This window comes from Streptomyces sp. NBC_01515 (assembly GCF_045040345.1).
In the GTDB taxonomy this organism is placed as follows: Bacteria; Actinomycetota; Actinomycetes; order Streptomycetales; family Streptomycetaceae; genus Streptomyces.
This window is the reverse complement of sequence record NZ_CP109416.1, coordinates 8,434,058-8,451,192: the sequence shown is the minus strand read 5'-3', so window position 1 is coordinate 8,451,192 and position 17,135 is coordinate 8,434,058. Positions and strand designations below refer to the sequence as shown.

Here is a 17,135-nt window from a genome sequence, read left to right as displayed (position 1 = left end):
TTCTACGGCTCTGCGGGTCTCTTGCGTTCTTACGGCGCGGGCCAGACGAGCTTGTCGCCGCTGTAGATGTCCTTGACGAAGGACGTGTCGAACCACCCCGTGGCCTTGGCGGCGGTCACACCGCTCGACACGATCTTGAACTGGTGCAGCATGGCGACGAGTTGGGTGACGTTGTCGGGGTCGATCCCGCCGAGCGGCTGTCCGGGCGTCGGGTTCTCCTTGACGACCTGCGTCTCGGTCTTCCAGATCGTCGCGTTCAGCTTCTTGTCGTAGGTCGGGCCGGACAACTTGGCCGCGTAGCCGACGCATTCGCTGATGTGCGCCTCGCTGGCGGAGCAGTACGCGTACGCGTGCAGCGCGGCCCGCAACACGTCCTCGACGGCATGCGGATGCGCCTTGGCGAACGCCGGGTTGACGGCCATCGCCCCGATCGAACTCGGAATCTTATAGTCGACCGGCTTCCACACGGTGACGTCCTTGCCGGCCGCCTTGAGCTGATTCGGCTCGTTGGAGACGAACCCGGTGAGCGCTTCGAGGCCGCCCTGCTTACGCGGCAGCACCGAGGGGTCGTACCCCTCCTTGACCAGCTTGAGCGAGTCCCACTTCACGCCGGCCTTGACCAGCATCGCCTCCACGGTGGCGGGCACATACCCCTTGTGCCCGACGACCTTCCCGTCCAACTGGGTCAGATCGGTGATGTCCTTGTTCGTCATCAGAATGTCGAGCCCGGCATTCGAGTACGAGGAAATCCCCTTGATGTCAATCCCGTTGGCCTGCGCCTGGATCAGATCCTGCTCTGAGATCGCGGACACGGTCGCCTGTCCCCCGGCCAGCAACTTGGTGTTCTGCGCGGTGTCACCACTGCCGGGCTTCAGATCGACGGTGAGGCAAAGGTCCTTGAAGTAGCCGAGCTTGGCGGCGGCGATGTATTCGAGGATCGAGACGGAGGACTGGAACTGATAGCCGGAGAGATACGTGATCTTCCCGGCAGCCTTGTTCTCAGCACACCGCTTCGCGGAAATCGCGGAACCTGCCGAGCCCGCAGAGGTGCTGTCGTCCGACCCGGAGCCACATCCGGCGACTCCGAGCACCAACACGGCGGCGACGAGGGCAGATCTGGTGAGGCGATGGTGATGACGCATGGGTGACTCCAAACTGGCGTGAATGCCGAGAAGTTAATGGACAAGGTCCAGACAGGCGCGCCCCAAAGGGGCGCGGGGAACTGCGCGACCAACCCCCACCGGGCCCGCAGGTTCAAGACAACCGAGCCGGCGCAGCTACTCCTGCACGCTGTCGTGCCAATGCAACACACGTCGCTCAACCAACGTGACGGCCAGCAACAACAACACGCCCATCACCGCAAGCACGAGGATCGAGGCGTAGACAACAGGGAGTTGATTCATCGAGGAGGCCACGCTGATCGCGGTACCCAGTCCCCCCGTAGACCCCGACGCCGACATCTCCGCCACCACAGCGCCAATGATCGACAGCGGAAAGACGATACGCAGCGCGGCAAAGAGATACGGCAGGGCATTAGGAACGCGCACGTGCCACAACAACTCGACCCGGCTCGCATCCATCGTCCGATACACCTGCAACACCTGCTGAGGAACAGACCGCAACCCCGTAGCCGTGTTGATGAGAATCGGAAAGAAACAGATCAGCCCAGTGATGATCAGCTTGGGCATCGGCCCGAACCCGAAAGCCACAACAAGGGCCGGCGCGATGGCAACCAGCGGCGTGACATTGAGGACGACAGCGATCGGCATCACCGCCCGCCGCACCAACGGAAGTTCACTCGTCAGCACCGCAAGGACGAACGCCCCGACGAACCCCATCCCCAGCCCGGCCGTAGCCTCACCAAGAGTCACAAGCGCGTTGTGGACGTAGTAGCCGAGCTCATCGGAGAGCGAACTGCCCACCTCCGACAACGGCGGTAGCAGATAGGGAAGTTGTTCAGCCCCCCAATGCCAGAGCCCGGCCAGCAGCACCAGCATCACGACAAGCGGCAACCACACGGCCGGCCGGATCCACGCGATCCGCGACCTCGGGTGCTTCAGACTGAACCGGGACGGTTCAACAGGCGGTCGCTTCCCGGCCTTGCCAGTCGTCCCGCCCGCCGGGGCTTCCGTGGTGCGTTCGTCGGCGACGGTCATATCCCTCACGCCCCCACTCACGCGGCTTCACTGTTCCACGCGCGCCGCAGCCGCTCTCGCACCAGATCCTCGTACTCGTGGAACCGCCGTTCCCCGAAAAGCCGTTCACCGCGAGGCCGAGGCAGGTCGACGTCGATGCTCTCGACGATCCGGCCGGGGTTCGGCGCCATGACGACGACGGTGTCGGAGAGCCGCACGGCCTCGGAGACGGAGTGGGTGACGAACAGGACGGTCGTCCTCAACTCCTCCCACAGGTCGAGGAGTTGATCCTGAAGGCTTTCGCGGGTGAACTCGTCGAGCGCCGAGAAGGGTTCGTCCATGACGAGCACGTCGGGCCGCAGGCCGAACGCCCGCACGATCGCGGCGCGTTGGCGCATGCCGCCGGACAACTGGGCGGGAAGTTTGTGCAGGGCGTCGCCGAGACCGGCCTTGACGAGGAGTTCCTTCATGTCGGGGACGGCCGCGGCCTGCCGCTCGGTGAAGTCGGCGATGCGCTCGCGCCGCTTGCCCGCACCCCGGTTGATCTTCTGCGGCAGCGTGACGTTGCGCAGGACGGACAGCCACGGCAGCAGCGCCGGGCTCTGCGGCACAAGGCCGATCATCTTGGCCGCGCACGCCTCCGCCGGTGTCACCCCGTGGACCAACACCTCGCCGAGGTCCGGCTGTTCGAGGCCCGCGACGAGACGCAGCAGGGTGGACTTTCCGCAGCCGCTGGGGCCGATGAGACTGACGAAACGGCCCGACGGCACCGTGAGGTGGACGTCGTCGAGGGCCGTGGTCGCGGCGGACCCGAAGCCGTAGACCCGTCGTACCGACCGCAGTTGGAGTGCTGGCGTACCAGTCACCTTCACGCTCCCATCCATGTCGCGGGCACAAGTGCCCGATCCTGGAAGTCGGAGAGCGTGCGTAGCGAGTGCGACTGACTGCCACGCGGAAATCCGCTTAGGTGCCCCCGACCGTAGGAAGATTGTGTTTCGGGACAGCGCAGTTGACTGTTACGGGCGTTTTACGTCTGACCGCGACGGAAGGTGCAGCGGGGCGACCGCGCTGCCGTCGAAGACGTGGATCTCGATCCCGAGGTCCGCCGCGGCGCGCGCCACCCAGCCGCCGAGGGCCTGCACGATCAGCTCGGTGACCAGCAGGACCGCGCGCTCGGCAGTCGGTACGGACTCCCGCAGCCAGAGCAGTTTGAACATGTCCGCCATGACCTTGTTGCGGTAGGCGGGCTTGTACGCACCCTGATTGCCGACGAGCTGGACGAGTACGCGGCAGCCCGCGTCGATCCCCTCGACCTCGACCCGGCTGCCGTCGGGCAGCATGAGCGGCTTCGGGCGCAGCGGCGTGCCGAGGTGGTCGCCGAGCGCGAGCAGCATGCGGCGCTCGACGGAACCCTCGGCGAACCGGCTCCACTCGGTGGGGGCGTCCAGGACGATCAGGTGCACGCGCCGCATCCTAGGAAGGGTCCGTTTCCCCCGTGTTGCTTAGGGTGGACCACCATGAGAGCAGGCGGAGCGACCAGGACACCTGACGAGGACGCGGGTACGGCACGGCTCGACGGCCGGGTCGAGCGGGGCAACCGCACCCGGCGGCTCGTCCTGCGCCGCGCAGTCGACATCGCCTCCGTCGAGGGCCTGGAGGCCCTGACCGTCGGCCGGTTGGCCACCGAGCTGCGACTCAGCAAGAGCGGGGTGTTCGCACTCTTCGGCTCCAAGCAGGAACTCCAACTGGCCACCGTGCGCGAGGCCGCCCGCATCTACACCGAGAAGGTCATCAGGCCCGCCGCCGAAGTCCCGCCCGGCGTAGGGCGGTTGTGGCGGCTGTGCGAGCTGTGGCTGGAGTACTCACGGGGGCGGGTCTTCCCCGGCGGTTGTTTCTTCTACGGAGTCATCGCCGAATTCGACGCCCGCTCCGGGCCGGTGCACGACGCGATGGTCGGCGCGCAGCGCGACTGGATGGCCCTCGTGGAACGGACGGTCACCGAGGCCCAGGACGCGGGCGAGTTGCGGACCGACACGGACATACCCCAACTCGCCTTCGAGATCGTCGCGTTGATGGAGACGGCCAACGCGGTCTCCGTACTGCACGACGAGGAGACCGCGTACCGCCGGGCCCGCATCGGCATAGCGGCACGACTGCGGGGCGCGGCCACCGACCCTTCGACAGCTCCTCAAGTCCCCTGACATACAAACGACATGCATGCGGCATACAAGGCATTGGCCCTCTCCGCGCACAGCGCTTTTCCCCTCTCCTCACTTCGGCCGAAAACAAGTAGCACGACCGTTCGCGCAGTTTTAGGCTCAAGCCCATGACAGCCACCGGAACGGACATCGTCGAGCTCGACCGGATTGCCGTGTACGAGGCGCTGCGCGTAGTGGAGTTGGCGCAGGAGGAGGACTGGCAGCGGGACACCCCCTGCGCGGGGTGGGACCTGCGGCGGCTCGTGGCGCACATGGCCGCGCAGCATCACGGGTTCGCCGCCGCCGCACGTGACGCGGGCCAGGACAGGGCGTACTGGCAGGAACCCGAGGACATGAGCGAGCCGGCCCGGACACACCGCGCGGCGGCCACCGCCGTCCTCGCCGCGTTCGCCGAACCCGGCGCCACCGAGCGGGAGTTCGCGCTTCCCGAGCTGGGCGCGAGCTTCCCGGGCCGGACCGCGATCGGCTTCCACTTCATCGACTACGTCGTCCACGCGTGGGACGTCGCCGCCACCCTCGGCACGGCACTCGACCTGTCGGAGGACGTGTTGGACATCGCCCTGGTGGTGGCCCGACTGGTGCCCACCGAACCGGCCGTACGCGGACCGGAGTTCGCCTTCGGCCCGCCGCTCGACGTACCGCCGGAGGCCGGCCCGCTCGACGAGACGCTACGACTGCTCGGCCGGACGCCGGAGCACTGGCCCGTGAAGGACCGCTGAACTCGCTTCCTTTGCCTGCCCTTTGAGCAAAGCTGCCCTCCCTTTGAACAAGGAAACCGCTCCGCGCGTACCTCCTGGCACTGGCCACGCGTCAACTTCTCCAACGACCAGTTGGTTCCCCCGGGAGGCTCCCTTGCGTCGTATCAACGGTACGGCTGTGTTCGTCGCCACCATTTTCGCCACCACCGGTGCGCTCGTCTTTCCCGTGTGGTCCTACGCCGACCGGGCGGGGACCGGGCAGGCGAACGTGGCGGCGGGCACCGTGAACACCGAGTGGGGGCCGTTGACGGCCGCCGACCGGGATCTGATCGTGCGGGTGCGGCTGGCCGGGCTGTGGGAGCTGCCGGCCGGGCAGCAGGCGATCGAGCGGGCGCCCAGCCAGGCGATCAAGGAGGCCGGGGACCATCTCATCGTCGGCCACACCGACCTCGACAAGCGGGTGCGGATCGTCGCTGCCCAGCTCAATGTCGCGCTGCCCAATGTGCCGAACGAGCAACAGCAGGGCTGGCTGCGGGAGATGAGCGCGGCGACCGGCGCCGAGTACGAGTACAAGTTCGTCAACCTGCTGCGGGCCGCGCACGGCAAGATCTTCCCGGCCATCGGCGCCGTACGGAACAGCACGCGCAACACCCTCGTGCGGCAGCTGGCCTCGGACACCAACCAGACCGTGCTGGACCACATCACGGTGCTGGAGAAGACCGGACGGGTCGACTTCGACGCGATCGCCAACGGGATCGCGAACGCCTCCACCGCCAGCCCGACCGGCCCCGCCGCGCCGGTGCCCGGCCAGGTGGCGCCCTCGGCCCCCGTCGCCGAGGCGAGCCCGAACATCCGGACCACCTCCCGGCCGTCCCCGACCGCACCGGGCACGGTCAACACCGGCCGACCGGATCCGGTCGACTCGAACGGCGTGCTGGGTTAGGGCCCTCCCGGCCGTCCGGGTCCCGGCCCCGAAGTCCTGGCCCCGAACCTCAAATGTTGCTCTGAAAGTGACGCGGCCGAGGTTCGGGGCCTTGCCCGTGGGCGATACCCCCGTCACGCCGAACAGCGGACCTGTGGAGTTCATGGCCTGCACGGAGAACGGGGACGGACGATGGAGCGACTGGGAACGGGCATCGGCTGGCGGCCGGAGATCGCCGACGCCGTGGAGCGCATGCCGGGCATCGACTGGGTCGAGGCCGTGGCCGAGAACGTCTGCCCCGGCCACCTCCCCGACTCCCTCCTACGGCTGCGCGAGCGCGGCGTGACCGTGATCCCGCACGGCGTCTCCCTCGGCCTCGGCGGCGCCGACCGACCCGACGAGGGCCGGCTGACGGCGCTCGCCGAGCGGGCCGAGGCGCTGGGCGCACCGCTGGTCACGGAGCACATCGCGTTCGTCCGCGCGGGCGGCCCCCTGACCGCCTCCCCGCTCCTGGAAGCCGGCCACCTGCTGCCGGTCCCGCGCACCCGGGACGCCCTCGACGTGCTCTGCGAGAACATCCGCATCGCCCAGGCCGCGCTCCCCGTACCCCTCGCCGTCGAGAACATCGCCGCGCTGCTCGCCTGGCCGGGCGAGGAGATGACCGAGGGACAGTTCCTCTACGACCTGGCCGACCGCACCGGCGTACGCCTCCTCATCGACGTCGCCAACCTGCACACCAACCACGTCAACCGCGGCGAGGACCCGGCCAAGGCCCTCGCCGAACTCCCCGTCGAGGCCATCGCCTACGTCCATGTCGCGGGCGGCGTCGAACGCGACGGCGTCTGGCACGACACCCACGCCCACCCGGTCCCCGCGCCGGTCCTCGCCATCCTCACCGACCTCGCGTCCCGCGTCTCCCCGCCCGGGGTACTGCTGGAGCGCGACGACAACTTCCCCGAACCGGCCGAGCTGGAGCGGGAGTTGGAGGCCATTCAGGGGGCGCTGACCAAGGGGTGGGCACGGTCGGCCGCGAGCAGGGTGCCCGCGCGGGAGGCGAAGGCGGCACCGGCGCCGCAGGCCACCGCCGCCGCTCCGGCCACCCCGCCCGCTCCCCCGGCCGCACCGCGGTCCTCCGAGTGCGCCCGCCAACGCCTCGCCCTCGCCCAGACCGCCCTCCTCTCCGCCCTGGTCGCCGGAACTCCCGTCCCCGACGGGTTCGACCGGGTGCGGCTCGGTGTGCAGGCGCGGGCGCTCGGGGTGAAGCGGGCCGACGTCGTGGCGAAGGTGGCTCCCGAACTGCCGGTGATCCTCGGGGACTTGTACCGGCCGGCCTTCCTCGCGTACGCGCACTCGCACCCCATGACCGGCGGTTACCGGCGGGACGCGCTGGACTTCGCCGGGCAGTTGCTGCTGTCGGGCGGACCCGAGGACGCGGAGGTGCGGCGGGGGGTGCGGGAGTGGTGGCTGGAGCGGTCGGGGCCGGCCCCGCGTTCGACGCGGCCCGCGGTCCGGCTCGCCCGTGCCACCCGGCGGGTGCTGCTGCGCCGTTGAGGGCTCGGGGCGGGGCTGACGTGGGGCTTTCGTGGGGCCTTGGAAGCCGACAGTGACTCCACAGTAATATTGCGGTTCCGCACGAGAAGCGCACGAAAAGCACACTCACGTGCGGTGCCGTGACAGGAGGCACCCCATGCGACCGCGACCCCCCGTGAAGGGCCGAGGCATATTCAGTGGCACCGGCGTCATCGTCATGGGCCTGACCGCGACGCTGGCCGCGCTGGTCTTCCCGGTCTGGTCCTACGCCGACCGGTCCGGGACGACCGGCGCCAACGTGCTCAGCGCCCAGACGGTGACGACCCAGTACGGGCCGTTGTCCGCCCTGGACCGGGACTTCGTCACGAAGGTCCGGCTGGCCGGGCTGTGGGAGCTGCCGGCCGGCCAGCAGGCCGAGGAGAAGGGCACGACCGCGGCCGTACGGACGGCGGGGCAGCACCTCATCGACGGACACACGTTCCTGGACGAGCGGGTGCGCGATGTCGCCGCCCGGCTCGGGCTGCCGCTGCCGAACCAGCCCAACGCGCAGCAACAGCAGTGGCTCGCGACGCTCAACGCGGCGCAGGGCGTGGACTTCGACCGCAAGTTCGCCAACATCCTGCGCCTGGCGCACGGCAGGGTGTTCACGGTGGTCGCGCAGGTCCGTGCCACCACCCAGAACTCCCTGGTCCGCGCCCTCGCCGACGACGCGAACACGACCGTCCTGGACCACATCAAGGTCCTGGAGGCCACCGGGTACGTCGACTTCGCGACGCTGGCCCGGGACATGGCGGCGTCGAGTTCGCCCGTACCCAGCGTCTCGGCCGCGGCCGACCCCGGCCAGGTGGTCCCGCTGGCCCCGTCGGTCTCCCCGACCTACACGCTCCCGCCGGCCGCCTCCGCCCCACCGCCGTCGGGCCAGCCGTAGAACCGTTGCGGGCGTAGTCCGTCCATGGTTCGTTTCCGGACAATCGGAACGTCACATACCGACAACGCTCCGTCCGGATTGTGAACAAGGCATGGCGTCGCACTGGGCCTTTGGCATAGAAATTTGGCATGTTCTGGGTCCTCCTCCTGCTCCTGGCCTGGGCCGTCGCCGGCACGGCGTGCACGCGGCTGTGCCTGGCCGCCGTCAGAGCGGCGGCCGTCGACACGGACGACGTGGGCACTGGACACGATCTGACGCTCTACGAGGCGGCGTTCCTGTCCGGTGGTCCCGCGCGGGTCGCCGATCTGACGCTGGTCTCCATGGCGCGGCAGCACCGGCTGCTGCTCGCGCACACCGGCTGGGCGACCGTCGTCGACCCGCGCGGCCGGGACGCCATCGAGCGGTCGGTGATAGGCGCGATCGGGCCCGAGGGGCAGTCCAGGATCGGCCCGGTGCGGGCCTCCGCGGCGGCCACGGACGCGGTGCGCGAGGTCGCGGTCCGGCTCGTCGACGCGGGCCTTGCCGTACCGGACGGCAGCACTACGACCGTCGCGTCCGGCGTACGGCAGGTGCGGGCCGCCGCGCTCGTCGTGCTCGTGCTGGGCGCGACCGCGCTGCTGACGCCGGGGGCCGAGATGCCGCGGGGGCTGGTCGCGCTCTGGTTCGGGCTGCCGCTGGCCCTCACGCTGAGCTGTCTGGCCATCGCGCGGGTCGAGGTGCACCCGTACTCGCGCTGGGCCTCCCCGGCCGGTCAGCGGCTGCTGGGCACACTGGCCCGGCACGCGGGCAGCGGGGACGACCGTACGTATCTGACGTCCGTCGCCGTACGCGGCATCCGCGCGGTCGGCGAGCCGGATCTGCGGGCCGCCTTCGCGCACCGCGAGCAGTACGAGTGGCGCCGCTGACCACAGCGTGAAGGCGCTCCCCGGGGGCGCACAGGGGTCATTGGGGCCGACACCGCCCGATGGTGCTTGCCTTCGCCAACGGCCGAACGAAACATCCCTTTTGTTGCTGCCGTGCTCCGAAGGGATACCCCACCATGCGAGCCGCCGCCCTGTACTCGGCCGCCGGGTCCTTGCTCCTCACCACCCTCGCCGCCGCCCCGGCCACCGGAACCCCCGGCGTTCCCGGCGTCCGGGCCGCCGAACTCACCGGCACCGCACTCGCCGCCGCGCACGCCCGGGCGGCGGGCATCACCTTCGGGAAGTGCCCCGACGCGCAGGACCTGCCCGGCGTCATGGAGTGCGGCACGGTCTCCGTCCCGCTCGACTACGCGCACCCCGACGGCAAGCAGATCAAGCTGACCGTCAGCCGCGCCCGGGCCACCCACAAGGACCCGCACAACAGCAAGCGCAGAGTGCCCGGCCAGGGCTCCCTGGTCTACAACCCCGGCGGCCCCGGCGCCTCCGGCCTCTACTTCCCGCTGATCGGCATGCTCCCCGAGTGGAAGCGCATCGCGTCGGCCTACGACCTCGTCGGCTACGCCCCGCGCGGGGTCGACAAGTCGGCGCCGCTGTCCTGCGAGGACCCCAAGCACTTCTTCAAGGCGCCCTCGCAGTCACCGACGTACCCCTCGGAGTCGTACAAGAAGGAACGCGTCGCGGAGGCCAGGAGCTACGCGCGCGGCTGCGCCAAGCGCTCCGGCAGCAAGCTGCGCTTCTACACCTCCCTGAACAACGCCCGCGACCTGGACGTCCTGCGCGCAGCGCTCGGCGAGGAACGGCTGACGTTCATGGGCGCGTCCTACGGGACGTACTTCGGGGCGCTGTACGCGACGCTGTTCCCCACGCACGTACGGCGGATGGTGTTCGACTCGGCGGTGAACCCGGACCCCGAGCAGATCTGGTACCGCAACAACCTCGACCAGTCGGCCGCGTTCGAGGGCCGCTGGACGGACTTCCGCGAGTGGATCGCCAAGCACGACGACGTCTACGGCCTCGGCGACACGGCGGAGAAGGTGCTCGGCAACTACCGCAAGGCCGAGGCGCGGCTCGCCGAGAAGCCCGCGGGCGGCAAGGTGGGGCCGGCGCAGTTGCAGGGCGCGATCCTGTCGGCGGGGTACTACGACGACTACTGGCCGCACAGTGCCGCCGCGCTGTCGTCGTACCTGAAGGGCGACCCGAAGCCGCTGATCCAGCAGGCCGGGCCGACGCCGGGGGCGGCCGTCGAGGCGGAGAACGGGAACGCGGTGTACACGGCCGTCGAGTGCAACGACGCGGCCTGGCCCACCGAGTGGAGTGTCTGGGACCGGGACAACACACAGCTCGCGCGCGAGGCGCCGTTCGAGACGTGGGACAACGTGTGGATGAATCTGCCGTGCGCGTATTGGCCCGAGCCGCGTCAGCAGCCCCTTGATGTGCGGACCGGGCCGGGTGAGTTGCCGCCGGTGCTCATCCTTGCTGCCGAGCGGGATGCGGCTACGCCGTATGACGGGGCGCTGGAGTTGCAACGGCGGTTGTCCGACTCGGTGTTGGTGACCGAGCGGGATGCGGGGACGCATGGGATCGCGGGGGGATCCAACAAGTGCGTCAACGGGTATGTGGACGCCTACCTGTTGGAGGGGCGGCTGCCGGAGCGGCGCGCGGCTTGTGCGCCGCACCAGGAGCCGAAGCCGAGTCCTGCGCGGTCAGGCAGTAAGTAGTCTGCGAGCCGGTGGGGGCTGGTCGCGCTCACGCGGCGGAGCCGCATATCGACACAGCCCCGCGCCCCTAAAAGCCTAAAAAACAGGGCGCTTACGCCAGGCCTGCTACCAAGTCGCCGATGTCCTTGCGGCGGCCCGTGTAGAAGGGGACCTCCTCGCGGACGTGCATGCGGGCCTCGGAGGCGCGTAGGTGGCGCATGAGGTCGACGATGCGGTAGAGCTCGTCGGCCTCGAAGGCGAGGAGCCACTCGTAGTCGCCGAGGGAGAAGGATGCGACCGTGTTGGCGCGGACGTCCGCGAAGCCGCGGGCCATCTTGCCGTGGTCGGCGAGCATGCGGCGGCGGTCCTCGTCGGGGAGCAGGTACCAGTCGTAGGAGCGCACGAACGGGTACACGCTGACGTAGTTGCGCGGTGTCTCGTCGGCCAGGAAGGCCGGGATGTGCGAGCGGTTGAACTCGGCGGGGCGGTGCAGCGCCATGTTCGACCAGACCGGCTCCAGGGCGCGGCCGAGCTTCGTTCGGCGGAAGAGGTTGTACGCCTCCTGCAGCTGGTCGGCGGTCTCGGCGTGCCACCAGATCATGAGGTCGGCGTCGGCGCGCAGGCCCGACACGTCGTAGGTGCCGCGGACCGTCACGTCCTTCGCGGCGAGCTGGTCGAACAGCTCCTGGACCTCGTCGGCGTATCCCGCGCGGTCCTCGGGCAGCACGTCCTTCAGCTTGAAGACGGACCACAGCGTGTAGCGGATGGCCTCGTTGAGGTCCTTGGCCAGCTTGCCCTTGTTCGGGATGCGGCCGGGCTCGGTGGTGGGGGCGTCGTCGCTCATGGGGCTATTCTCCCGCTCCGCCGGAGGCGCTCGGCACCGGGTCACCGGTCAGCCGCTCGACGGCCGCGTACGCGCTCGCGATGGTGGCCGGGATGCCCACACCGTCGTAGGCCGCGCCGCAGACTGCCAGGCCGGGGAGCTTGCCCACGTGTTCGCGGATACGGGCCACGCGCGCGTGGTGGCCGACCGGGTACTGGGGCAGGCCGTCGGTCCAGCGGGTGACGCGGGTCGCGAGAGGCGTGGCGTCCAGGCCGGTGGCCTCGCGCAGGTCGTGCCGGGAGACGTCGACCAGGCCGGTGTCGTCGCGCTCCAGGATCGTCGTCTCGCCGTACCGGCCCACGGAGGTGCGCAGGACCAGCACGTCCGGGTTCTCGTCGGCGATCCAGCCCCACTTCTGGGAGGCGAAGGTGGACGCCTTGATGGTGCGGCCGTCGACCGGCGGCACCAAGAAGCCGCTGCCTTCGGGGAGTTCGACGTCCGCGCGGCGGTAGGCGAGGGTGATCAGGGCCATCGAGGCGTACTCGACAGCGCCCAACTCGGCCGCCGCGCCAGGGACTTCGTCCCGCAGCAGTGCGGCGGCGACCGGGGCAGGGACGGCGACGATCACGCCGTCGGCGTCCAGCACGCGGTCTCCGGCGACCACCCGCCAGCCCGCTGCCCCGCTCCGGCGCAGCTCCGTGACCGGTGTCCCGGTGAGGATCTCGGCGCCCCGCGCGCGTGCCGACTCCGCGACGGCGAGCGGGAGTTGGCCCACTCCGCCCTGGACGCCCATGAAGACCGGGCCGGTCTGCTGTGCGGCGGCGGCGCGCTCCTGGATGCCCCGGACGGCCTCGGTGAGGGAGTCGTGGTTCTTCGCGGCTTGATACAGCTGCGGGACCGCTGAGCGCATCGAGATGCGGTACGCGTCGCCCGCGTAGACCCCGCCCAGGAGGGGCTCGACGAGGCGGTCGACGACCTCGCGGCCGAGGCGTGCCGCCACGTACTCGCCGACCGCCACGTCGTCGCCGACCTCCGTGCGGGGCAGGTCGGCGTCGCGCTCGATGCGGTGCAGGCCCTCGTCCGAGAGGACTCCGGAGAGGGCGGACGCGGTGCCGGGGACGCCCATGACGTGGCCCTTGGGCATGGGGCGCAGGGCACCCCGGGTCCAGATCGACGCGGTGGCCGTGGCTGGTACCCGGAGGCGGTCGGTGAGGCCGACCTCGCGGGCCAGCGCGACGGCCTCGGGGCGGCGGGCCAGCATCGACTCGGCGCCGAGGTCCACGCGGGAGCCCGCGATCTCACCGGGCAGCAGCTTGCCGCCGACCCGGTCCGACGCCTCGACGACGGTCACGCGCACGCCTCTGTCCAGCAGCCGGTGTGCGGCGGCCAGCCCGCCGATCCCGGCGCCGATGACGACGACATGCCCTGTGCCCGTACGAGTCTCCACTTCGCGCATGCACCCAGCCTCTCAGACCCCACTGACAGTCCGACTCCGGGCCGGTGTCCGACGCGAGGGCCTGTCCGTGACCGCATCGCAACCCGTTCCCGCCAACGTCCCGCCCTGTCCCGGCGTCGAAGGTGCGTCAGTCGTCACGACGAACCTCGGGGGTACCAGCACATGCACGCACGACACTCCGTACGACCCGTCCAGGCCCTGGCCGGTCTGCTGCTGGCCTCGGCACTCGCGCTGGCCGGGTGCAGCGACGGCGCGAACGAGAAGAGCGCCGGCGACTCCGGCGCGGGCGCCAAGGCAGTCGCCCCGGACGCCGCCCGGCAAGAGGGCGCGTCCGGCAGCGGCAACGCCCGGAACACCAAGGCCGTCCCCAAGCTCACCACGAGCAGCATCATCCGTACGGCCTCGCTGTCCGTGCGGGTCAAGGACGTACCGAAGGCCCTCGACGAGGCCCGCACCACCACCGAGAACGCGGGCGGATTCGTCGGCAACGAGTCGACCAGCCGCGACGGGCAGGGCCACGAGCGCACCCGGGTCGTCCTGCGGGTGCCCAGCGACAAGTACGACGAGGTCCTCGCCGACCTGGAGGGCGCGGGCAAGCTGCTCGACCGCACCGCGAAGGCACAGGACGTCACCGACCAGGTGGTGGACGTGGAGAGCCGCATCGCCTCGCAGCGGGCCAGCGTGGCACGCGTGCGTGAACTGATGGACCGGGCCACCAAGTTGAGCGATGTGGTGGAGCTGGAGGGCGAGTTGAGCACCCGCGAGTCCGACCTGGAGGCGCTGCTCGCCCAACAGGCCTCCCTGAAGGACCGCACCAGCCTGGCCACCATCACCCTGTCCCTGTCGCAGACCCCGGTGGCGAAGGCCGCCGCGAAGGACGACAGCCCCGGCTTCGTGGACGCCGTGGCGGGCGGCTGGCACGTCTTCGTGACGATGTTGCGCTGGATCGCCCTGTCGCTCGGCGCGGTACTGCCGTTCGCGGCCGTGGCGGCACTGGCGCTCGTCGTGTGGCTGCGTCTCGTACGGCCGCGTCGGGCGGCGACCGTTCCGGCGGCCCGGCTGGAGGAGTCGGGTGGGCAGGACTGAAATGATCGGTCCCCGTAGCGTGTTCGCATGAGCATGAGCCGTGCGAGGGGTACCCGGGAACGACTGGTCGTCATCGGCGGAGACGCCGCGGGCATGTCCGCGGCGTCTCAGGCCCGCCGCCTGAAAGGGCCGGACGAGCTGGAGATCGTGGCCTTCGAACGCGGTCACTTCACCTCGTACTCGGCGTGCGGCATCCCCTACTGGGTGGGCGGCGATGTCTCCGCACCGGAGGAGTTGATCGCCCGCACCCCCGAGGAGCACCGCGAGCGCGACATCGACCTGCGCATGCGCACCGAGGTCGTGGAACTGGACGTCGCGGGCGGGCGGGTACGCGCGCGGGACGTCGATTCCGGGGCCGAGTCCTGGACGTCGTACGACAAGCTCGTGATCGGGACCGGAGCGCGGCCGATCCGGCCGGACATGCCCGGGGTGGACGCGCCCGGGGTGCACGGGGTGCAGACGCTCGACGACGGGCAGGCGCTGCTCGACTCGCTGGCACGCACGCGTGGGCGTCGCGCTGTGGTGGTCGGGGCCGGGTACATCGGGGTGGAGATGGCGGAGGCGTTCGTCAACCGCGGGTATGACGTGACCGTCGTCAACAGGGGCAAGGAGCCGATGTCCACGCTCGACCCCGACATGGGGCGGCTGGTGCACAAGGCGATGGAGGGCCTGGGCATCACCATGGTCGACGACGCCCACGTCACCGAGCTGCTCACCGGGGACGACGGGCGGGTGCGGGCCGTGGTCACCGAGGACGCGGAGTATCCGGCGGACGTGGTGGTGCTGGGGATCGGCGTGCGCCCGGAGACGACGCTCGCGAAGGCGGCCGGGCTGCCGGTCGGGCAGCACGACGGGCTGCTCACCGACCTGGCGATGCGGGTGCGCGGGCACGAGAACATCTGGGCCGGCGGCGACTGCGTAGAGGTGCTCGACCTGGTCTCCGGGCAGGAGCGGCACATCGCCCTGGGGACCCATGCCAACAAGCACGGGCAGGTCATCGGCACCAATGTGGGCGGCGGTTACGCCACCTTCCCCGGGGTGGTCGGTACGGCCGTCAGCAAGGTGTGCGACCTGGAGATCGCGCGTACCGGGCTGCGCGAGAAGGACGCCCATCGCGCGGGCCTGCAGTTCGAGACGGTCACCATCGAGTCGACCAGCCGCGCGGGCTACTACCCCGAGGCCTCTCTCATGACGGTGAAGATGCTCGCCGAACGCCGTACCGGGCGTCTCCTGGGCGTGCAGATCGTCGGCCGGGAGGGCGCCGCGAAGCGTGTCGACATCGCGGCGGTCGCCCTCACGGCCCGGATGACGGTGGAACAGATGACGGCCCTGGACCTGGGCTACGCCCCGCCGTTCTCACCGGTGTGGGACCCGGTCCTGGTGGCGGCCCGAAAAGCGACCGCCAAGATCCAGGCGAGCGGGCGTTGAGAGTGGTTACGCCGTTCCGTTGATGCGGTCTATGGCCTGCCGTGCCTGCTCGGCCGGCGGCCTGGCGGGCAGCGAGGACACCGACGCGCTCGGCGGCATCATCGCGGCGGGCTGTGCCGCCGCCGCGGGCTTCGCGTGGGCGCCCAGCGCGTTGGACCGCAGCCGGTTGCTCACCGCCTCGTCCAGGGTGACCGGCCGCTGCATCTGCGCGGCGAGCCGTCCCGCTTCCTGGCCGAGCCTGGCGACGTCTTCCCAGGGGAGGCGCACCACCAGGGAGATCTCGGCCTCGCCGTCGGGCGTGGCGGTCATCTGAGGGGAAATACGGTCGTTCATCGCCTGTTCCTCACGTCGTCCCCGCGACACGCCTTCCCCGCGCCGCGGGCGGTTGAGGAGTCATACGCACAGGCGGACGGCGGTGTTCACCGGTTCGCCGCGCGTATCGGGGGCACTAATCCCTTGTGGTCATCCCCGTCCATGACGTGAACCCGGTGCGCCGCACCCCCTGGGTGACGTATGCGCTCGTCGCCGCGAACGTGCTCGTCTTCCTGTTCACACCCGGATTGGCGGGCTCCGTGGCGGGCGGCAGCGATCTCTCGCAGCTGTGCCATCTGCAGGCGTTCCTGGACCACTACGCGGCCGTACCGCGGGAGTTGATCCACCATCAGCTGCCGCAGCTGGTCCCGACCGGCGCCGTCCAGGGCGGCCCGGGAGGCGCGGGCTGCGCGGTCGCCCCACCGAGCTACGACAAGTCGGCCCCGCTGAGCGTCTTCACCGCGATGTTCCTGCACGGCAGTTGGATCCACCTGCTGGGCAACATGCTGTTCCTGATGATCTTCGGCAACAACGTCGAGGACCGCATGGGCCACATCCGCTACACGCTCTTCTACGTAGTGTGCGGTTACGCGGCGGGCTACGGCTTCGCGCTGCTCAACGCCGACTCGGCGGACCCGCTGATCGGCGCCTCCGGGGCGATCGCCGGTGTACTGGGCGCCTATCTGGTGCTGTACGCGAAGGCCAGGGTGTGGGTCCTGGTGCCGTTCCTGTTCTTCCTGCCGCTGCGCCTGCCGGCCTGGCTGGTGCTGGGCTTCTGGTTCGTGCTCCAGGCGTTCTACTCGTCCGGCGAGGGCGTCTCCGACGCGGGCACCGTGGCGTACGAAGCCCATGTCGTCGGCTTCCTGGCGGGCATGCTGCTCGCCTGGCCGCTCAAGGCTGCCACTCCCCCGCCGCCGGAACCGCGCGGCCTGCTGTTCGGCAGGCGGGCCCGGCCCCGGCACACGTGGTGAGCGGTAG

Annotated in this window: 17 protein-coding genes; 10 read left to right on the top strand and 7 right to left on the bottom strand. The window is 70.3% G+C overall.

Annotated features, from left to right (window positions below):
* Window positions 1-29 precede the first annotated feature (29 nt).
* The 4 genes from OG407_RS37985 to OG407_RS37970 form a co-directional block, all read right to left on the bottom strand.
* Window positions 30-1,142 carry an ABC transporter substrate-binding protein gene (locus tag OG407_RS37985; protein ID WP_405864272.1) on the bottom strand — a complete coding sequence of 371 codons (1,113 nt, stop codon included), beginning with the start codon at window positions 1,140-1,142 and terminating at the stop codon, window positions 30-32.
* 135 nt (window positions 1,143-1,277) lie between these two features.
* On the bottom strand, window positions 1,278-2,156 hold the full coding sequence (locus OG407_RS37980; RefSeq protein WP_405864270.1) for an ABC transporter permease: 879 nt from the start codon (window positions 2,154-2,156) through the stop codon (window positions 1,278-1,280).
* Window positions 2,157-2,173: 17 nt separating this feature from the next.
* The gene (locus OG407_RS37975) at window positions 2,174-3,001 is read right to left on the bottom strand and encodes an ABC transporter ATP-binding protein (protein WP_405864268.1); all 828 of its coding nucleotides are present in this window, start codon (window positions 2,999-3,001) and stop codon (window positions 2,174-2,176) included.
* Window positions 3,002-3,151: 150 nt separating this feature from the next.
* Window positions 3,152-3,607 carry a hypothetical protein gene (locus OG407_RS37970; protein ID WP_405864266.1) on the bottom strand — a complete coding sequence of 152 codons (456 nt, stop codon included), beginning with the start codon at window positions 3,605-3,607 and terminating at the stop codon, window positions 3,152-3,154.
* A gap of 45 nt (window positions 3,608-3,652) precedes the next feature.
* Between OG407_RS37970 and OG407_RS37965 the strand changes: the two genes are divergently transcribed.
* The 7 genes from OG407_RS37965 to OG407_RS37935 all read left to right on the top strand — a co-directional run bounded on the left by OG407_RS37965 (window position 3,653) and on the right by OG407_RS37935 (window position 11,073).
* Window positions 3,653-4,336 carry a TetR/AcrR family transcriptional regulator gene (locus OG407_RS37965; RefSeq protein WP_405864264.1) on the top strand — a complete coding sequence of 228 codons (684 nt, stop codon included), beginning with the start codon at window positions 3,653-3,655 and terminating at the stop codon, window positions 4,334-4,336.
* Window positions 4,337-4,461: 125 nt separating this feature from the next.
* On the top strand, window positions 4,462-5,073 hold the full coding sequence (locus tag OG407_RS37960; RefSeq protein WP_405864262.1) for a TIGR03086 family metal-binding protein: 612 nt from the start codon (window positions 4,462-4,464) through the stop codon (window positions 5,071-5,073).
* Window positions 5,074-5,206: 133 nt separating this feature from the next.
* The gene (locus OG407_RS37955; protein ID WP_405864260.1) at window positions 5,207-5,995 is read left to right on the top strand and encodes a DUF4142 domain-containing protein; all 789 of its coding nucleotides are present in this window, start codon (window positions 5,207-5,209) and stop codon (window positions 5,993-5,995) included.
* Window positions 5,996-6,166: 171 nt separating this feature from the next.
* Complete coding sequence (locus tag OG407_RS37950; RefSeq protein WP_405864258.1) at window positions 6,167-7,525, top strand: DUF692 domain-containing protein; 1,359 nt, start codon at window positions 6,167-6,169, stop codon at window positions 7,523-7,525.
* 136 nt (window positions 7,526-7,661) lie between these two features.
* Complete coding sequence (locus OG407_RS37945) at window positions 7,662-8,432, top strand: DUF4142 domain-containing protein (RefSeq protein WP_405864256.1); 771 nt, start codon at window positions 7,662-7,664, stop codon at window positions 8,430-8,432.
* Window positions 8,433-8,560: 128 nt separating this feature from the next.
* Window positions 8,561-9,337 (top strand): TIGR04222 domain-containing membrane protein, encoded by a 777-nt coding sequence (locus tag OG407_RS37940; protein ID WP_405864254.1) that lies wholly within the window; start codon window positions 8,561-8,563, stop codon window positions 9,335-9,337.
* A gap of 134 nt (window positions 9,338-9,471) precedes the next feature.
* Entirely contained in the window at window positions 9,472-11,073 is a 1,602-nt protein-coding gene (locus OG407_RS37935) for an alpha/beta hydrolase (RefSeq protein WP_405864252.1), read from the top strand.
* Between the two features lie 91 nt (window positions 11,074-11,164).
* Here the strand turns inward: OG407_RS37935 and hemQ are convergent, their stop codons facing one another.
* Window positions 11,165-11,896 carry a hydrogen peroxide-dependent heme synthase gene (gene hemQ, locus OG407_RS37930; RefSeq protein WP_403584527.1) on the bottom strand — a complete coding sequence of 244 codons (732 nt, stop codon included), beginning with the start codon at window positions 11,894-11,896 and terminating at the stop codon, window positions 11,165-11,167.
* Window positions 11,897-11,900: 4 nt separating this feature from the next.
* The gene (hemG, locus tag OG407_RS37925; protein WP_405864250.1) at window positions 11,901-13,331 is read right to left on the bottom strand and encodes a protoporphyrinogen oxidase; all 1,431 of its coding nucleotides are present in this window, start codon (window positions 13,329-13,331) and stop codon (window positions 11,901-11,903) included.
* Between the two features lie 162 nt (window positions 13,332-13,493).
* Between hemG and OG407_RS37920 the strand changes: the two genes are divergently transcribed.
* Both OG407_RS37920 and OG407_RS37915 read left to right on the top strand, forming a co-directional pair.
* A complete protein-coding gene (locus tag OG407_RS37920) occupies window positions 13,494-14,417 on the top strand; it encodes a DUF4349 domain-containing protein (RefSeq protein ID WP_405864248.1) in 924 nt (307 codons plus the stop codon).
* Between the two features lie 27 nt (window positions 14,418-14,444).
* Window positions 14,445-15,845: an FAD-dependent oxidoreductase gene (locus tag OG407_RS37915; protein WP_403584519.1), complete on the top strand. Its 1,401-nt coding sequence runs from the start codon at window positions 14,445-14,447 to the stop codon at window positions 15,843-15,845.
* Window positions 15,846-15,851: 6 nt separating this feature from the next.
* On the opposite strand, the gene OG407_RS37910 is transcribed toward OG407_RS37915, so the two are convergent.
* Window positions 15,852-16,178 (bottom strand): hypothetical protein, encoded by a 327-nt coding sequence (locus OG407_RS37910; protein WP_327400635.1) that lies wholly within the window; start codon window positions 16,176-16,178, stop codon window positions 15,852-15,854.
* Window positions 16,179-16,303: 125 nt separating this feature from the next.
* Between OG407_RS37910 and OG407_RS37905 the strand changes: the two genes are divergently transcribed.
* Window positions 16,304-17,128, top strand: coding sequence for a rhomboid family intramembrane serine protease (locus OG407_RS37905; RefSeq protein WP_405864246.1), 825 nt, complete (start codon window positions 16,304-16,306; stop codon window positions 17,126-17,128).
* Window positions 17,129-17,135: the final 7 nt, after the last annotated feature.